This window comes from Anaerolineae bacterium (assembly GCA_014360855.1).
Lineage (GTDB): Bacteria > Chloroflexota > Anaerolineae > JACIWP01 > JACIWP01 > JACIWP01.
This window is the reverse complement of record JACIWP010000212.1, coordinates 1,156-5,318: the sequence shown is the minus strand read 5'-3', so window position 1 is coordinate 5,318 and position 4,163 is coordinate 1,156. Positions and strand designations below refer to the sequence as shown.

7 protein-coding genes are annotated in these 4,163 nt (G+C 59.6%); 5 read left to right on the top strand and 2 right to left on the bottom strand.

What is annotated here, in order from left to right; translation table 11 throughout:
* Both lepB and H5T60_11170 read right to left on the bottom strand, forming a co-directional pair.
* Positions 1-467 (bottom strand): signal peptidase I (gene lepB / locus H5T60_11175; GenBank protein MBC7242993.1); only part of this gene is annotated, 467 nt, incomplete at its 3' end.
* Positions 468-542: 75 nt separating this feature from the next.
* Complete coding sequence (locus H5T60_11170) at positions 543-779, bottom strand: hypothetical protein (GenBank protein ID MBC7242992.1); 237 nt, start codon at positions 777-779, stop codon at positions 543-545.
* Between the two features lie 235 nt (positions 780-1,014).
* Here H5T60_11170 and H5T60_11165 point away from each other — a divergent pair, with 235 nt between their 5' ends.
* The 5 genes from H5T60_11165 (at position 1,015) to H5T60_11145 (ending at position 4,162) form a co-directional block, all read left to right on the top strand.
* Positions 1,015-1,422 (top strand): dinitrogenase iron-molybdenum cofactor biosynthesis protein, encoded by a 408-nt coding sequence (locus H5T60_11165; protein ID MBC7242991.1) that lies wholly within the window; start codon positions 1,015-1,017, stop codon positions 1,420-1,422.
* 36 nt (positions 1,423-1,458) lie between these two features.
* Positions 1,459-2,235 carry a sulfite exporter TauE/SafE family protein gene (locus tag H5T60_11160; protein ID MBC7242990.1) on the top strand — a complete coding sequence of 259 codons (777 nt, stop codon included), beginning with the start codon at positions 1,459-1,461 and terminating at the stop codon, positions 2,233-2,235.
* A gap of 24 nt (positions 2,236-2,259) precedes the next feature.
* On the top strand, positions 2,260-3,177 hold the full coding sequence (locus H5T60_11155) for a sulfite exporter TauE/SafE family protein (protein MBC7242989.1): 918 nt from the start codon (positions 2,260-2,262) through the stop codon (positions 3,175-3,177).
* 404 nt (positions 3,178-3,581) lie between these two features.
* The gene (locus H5T60_11150) at positions 3,582-3,782 is read left to right on the top strand and encodes a ferredoxin family protein (GenBank protein ID MBC7242988.1); all 201 of its coding nucleotides are present in this window, start codon (positions 3,582-3,584) and stop codon (positions 3,780-3,782) included.
* 26 nt (positions 3,783-3,808) lie between these two features.
* Complete coding sequence (locus tag H5T60_11145; GenBank protein ID MBC7242987.1) at positions 3,809-4,162, top strand: heterodisulfide reductase subunit A-like protein; 354 nt, start codon at positions 3,809-3,811, stop codon at positions 4,160-4,162.
* The last annotated feature ends 1 nt before the right edge of the window (position 4,163 follow it).

The following is a 4,163-nucleotide window of genomic DNA, read 5'->3' as shown; positions in this document are numbered from 1 at the left end:
CCGAGCACAAAGACCTCGTTCTTCCCCACCTGCGCCGGCCCCCAGCGGGCCGCCGGCGCCGGGATGGTCTGCCACTCCTCCGCCAGCGGCTCTCCGTTGATGAACACCCGCCCATCGCGCAGTTCCACCACCTCCCCCGGCAGGCCGATCACCCGCTTGATATAAATCTGTCCGACCATGTTGGGAGGGTTGAAGACGATAATGTCGCCTCGCTGTGGGCGCTCGAACAGCGTATAGCCTATCTTGTCAATCAGCAGGAACTGCCCCTCCTGGATGGTGGGCACCATACTGTGCCCCACCACCCGGTAATTCATCACGAAAGCGCGCACGACAAGGAAGATCACCAGCGCCAGGCCGATGGTTTCCAAGACCTCGCGGAGGAGGCTTTTCGCCGGCTGAGCGGCCTGCGCGTCCGATGAAATCGCCTGCTGTGGTGGAAGGTCCTCCGGCTGGTTCGGCGTGGTCAAGGATGAGCCTCCTGTGACTGTGGGGATCATGCCCCGCCGTGATGGCGCCCATTATATGCCGGCAGGTCAGGGTTGTCAACGTGCCGGCGCGTCATTGTCCTGCGGCGGTTCCCCAGCTTGACCGCCAAATTCCATCAACTCGACAAACGCCTGCCGCACCCGATGGGCCAGCTCCGCATCCACCGGGATGACGAACTCGTAGGAATGCAGGCCGGCTACCCGAATGCGCCGGCTCCACAGCTCCGCCAGCACCTCGCGCAGTGGGCTTTCCGCGCGGTGTACGCCGCCGGCGCCGCCCATTTGCTCGGTCATCTCATCCTCCCTTGGCTTTGTGCTCTCCTGATCATCTTGCCCCACACACCATTATAACCGGAATGCAGGCGCTGCTCAACCATCCCCAGCCGGGTCGGATTTAGGCTCATTCGACCACAAGCATATTTGACAAAAAATTCGTGGAGGTATATATTCACTCCGGTGCATGCAATTGTCATATAGTTCGGCATGTCACAATCCGCATACCCAATCTATTCATCAGGAGAGAACAAACATGAAGATCGCACTGGTTTCCGATGACGGCATCACGATCAGCCAGCATTTCGGCAGGGCCCCATTTTATGTGGTAGTGACTATCGAGAACGGCCAGATAGTGGGGCGGGAGATGCGCGATAAGCTCGGCCATGCGCAGTTCGCCGGCCAACACGGCCATGAGGAGCACAGCCACGCCGCCGGCCAGGGACATGGCTTCGACCGCGCTTCCCAGGACCGGCACAGCCGCATGGCCGCCGCCATCGCCGACTGCCAGGTGCTCATCGCCCGCGGCATGGGCGCCGGCGCGTATGAAAGCATGCGCCAGGCCGGCATCCGCCCCATCATCACCGATATCCCCACGATTGATGAGGCGGTGCGCGCCTTCATCGAAGGCCGGCTCACCGACCACCCCGAATGGCTGCACTAACGCACTCCTTCCATAATTTAAGTTGGAGAATCATCCATGCACCCAACCATCCTTCTGCTCGCCAAAGTCCTCCTGGCCAGCCTCATTGTCGGCTTCGTCACCGCCTCCATCCAATCCTGGGTGGACCGTTTCTTCCTGGTGATCCTGTTGACTGGGCTGGTGGGCCTGCCCATTGCGCGTTCCATCATCGTGAACCTGATGGTGGTTGCGTTGGCATCCCTGATGATGACCCTGCGCCAAAGCAGTGTGTTGACATCTGTGCGGGAAGATTGGGCCATGCTCATCATTCCCGCAGTCCTGGGAGGAGCGCTGGGCCGGCTCATCGGGCTTCAGGCACCAGCTCCAGTTCTCCTGTTTATTCTCGGCATTTATGCCATCCTGGCCGGCGCGCGCATGGCCTTTATCAAACCCCTCCCGGGACGCGATGACCATCCACATCCTGCATGGATGGCCGCGGTAGCCCTGGGGTTCGGGGGCATCACTGGCCTGCTCTCCGCCGGCGGAAAGCCCTTCACCATCCCCATCTACAACTGGATCATGGGGCATCACCCCCGACGCGCCTATGCCATGGCCTCGGTGGGCGTCACGGCGGCCGCCTGGTCAGCCATTGGCACGCAGGTAGCGACCGGCGCAGTCATCTCGCCGGCCGATCTTGGCCTGGCGATCTATGCCTTCATCCTGATCACGTTGACCGCTTGGATGGTACAGCGCTTTTGGACGCCTCGTCTGAATCAGGTGGTGACGTGGATCATTTCCCCGTTGTTGGTCCTGGTAGGCATTCGCTTTCTCTTGGTAGCCATACCCCACTTGTAACCCCGATTGGGGGAAGGAGGAAAAATGGCTGGTCAGCAGTCGAGCAGTTGGTGGAAGAGCCAGATCCCTACGTTGGCGTTGCTGGTCATCATCGTAGCCCTGGCTATCTGGTCCATTGTCAGCGGCATCGGCGTCGCTCCACAAGTGGGACGCATGACCGTTACGCGGGGTATCGTGCTGGCCATCGTCGGCCTGGGCGCCGGCCTCCTCGGCGGCCTCATCGGCACCGGCGGATGCAGTGTCATGCTCCCCGTCATCCACTTCTGGATGGGCTATGCCGCGCCGATCGCGGTGGGCACCACCCTCTTCGCCGTCATCTTTACCGCAATCTCAGGTGCCTATGGGCACCTTCTGCGCCGAAACGTCGACCTGCGCGCCTTCCTTTGGCTGGGCGGAGGAGGTATCCTGGGTGTCCTGCTTGGCTCCTGGTTGTTCACCCTGCTCTCGGCTCATACCGCACTGCTGGGCTTAGTTCTGGGCGCCATTTTTCTATGGCCGGCGATCCGCATGATCTATGAGGGCATTGTCCAGCGCGCTCTGCCCACGCGCGAGGGGAACGTGATCCCGGGAGCCGGCTGGGGAATGGGGCTCTTCGGCTTTATCGTGGGCATCGCCACGGGGGTCGCCGGCCTCGGAGGAGGCTATGCCCTGGTGCCCGGCATAATTTACCTCTTCCAGGCGCCCGTGTACATCACCATGGGCACGTCGTTAGCCACCATGATCCCGCTGGCTGTCGTGGGCGGTGCCATTAAGCTGGCCCAGGGATTCGTGGATTTGCCCACGGGATTGGTGTTGGCCGCCGGCACCATCATCGGCGCCCAGATCGGTGCGGCCATCATCAAGCGCTTCAAGCCGGCCACCCTGAAGCTGATCTTCGGCCTCTATTTTCTCTACGTCGCCGTCAAATTCATTACCGGCTACTTCGGCATTGCCATCTGGTAAGTGAACCCCCCAGCATATCCCTCGGACAGGCCGTGGGGGGACCACTTGCGGGCCCTTCATGGCCTGTCTGCTACATCTGAGCATCCCATGCCAGAACACTGATTTGTGGCAAATTTGACAATCCCCTTTCCTGATATTATAATATATTCGTATTTTCTAATATGCAAAACATGCGATAAGAATGCGATCGCCCGTTCAGTGAACGGACTGCGCGGGCAAGCGAACAACGCGGAACGCGGAGATACACCATGCGGCTCACAGCACAACAACGGGAGAGAAGGCTTCGAGGATTATGCCCGTGCGGGACGCACGCCGGCCAAAAGCGTCCGCCGCCGGCCTCCCCACCGTCCTCATCCACATGACTGTTTTCACGTATGGCAAATAGCACATGGGAGGATAAGACTATGGCGCAAAATTGGTACCCTATCATCAACACGGAGCTGTGCAACAATTGCGGTACATGTGTACAGTTCTGCCCCCACAACGTGTTCGAGTCAGACCACCAGCATCCGCTGGTGGTACGGCCCGAAAACTGCGTGGAATTCTGTCGGGGCTGTGCCAAAGCCTGCCCGATGGAAGCCATCACCTATTTCGGTGATCAATAATCATCCTATCGCACCAGGAGGCAACAATGGGTAAAAAAGGATTACTGCTGTGCGTATGTCAAGGGACCTGTCCCTCGTTCCAACAAATGAATATCTTTGAAGTGGGCAACGCTATCCGCCGGGAAAAGCTGGTGGATTACATCGCCATCCATCCCCAGCTTTGCGCCACTGACGGTGATGCTTTCCTCGCGACGCTTCTGCAGGGAAACACCACCGACGAGCTGTACGTCGCCGCGTGTGATCCCACCATGCAGGTCAAGATGTATCGCGATGCCATAGCCAGCGCCGGCTTCGACCCCAGTCGGCTGAAAGGGGTGGATATCCGCAACATGACTACTGAACAGGCGGTGCAGGCCATCAAACAGTTGATCACTGGCTAAT

What these genes read in the sequence shown, in the direction of transcription:
- H5T60_11160 (MBC7242990.1), top strand. Translation starts at nt 1,459, where the DNA reads ATGCACCCAACCATCCTTCTGCTCGCCAAAGTCCTCCTGGCCAGCCTC.
- H5T60_11155 (MBC7242989.1), top strand. Translation starts at nt 2,260, where the DNA reads ATGGCTGGTCAGCAGTCGAGCAGTTGGTGGAAGAGCCAGATCCCTACG.
- H5T60_11145 (MBC7242987.1), top strand. Translation starts at nt 3,809, where the DNA reads ATGGGTAAAAAAGGATTACTGCTGTGCGTATGTCAAGGGACCTGTCCC.
- H5T60_11165 (MBC7242991.1), top strand. Translation starts at nt 1,015, where the DNA reads ATGAAGATCGCACTGGTTTCCGATGACGGCATCACGATCAGCCAGCAT.
- H5T60_11150 (MBC7242988.1), top strand. Translation starts at nt 3,582, where the DNA reads ATGGCGCAAAATTGGTACCCTATCATCAACACGGAGCTGTGCAACAAT.
- H5T60_11170 (MBC7242992.1), bottom strand. Translation starts at nt 779, where the DNA reads ATGACCGAGCAAATGGGCGGCGCCGGCGGCGTACACCGCGCGGAAAGC.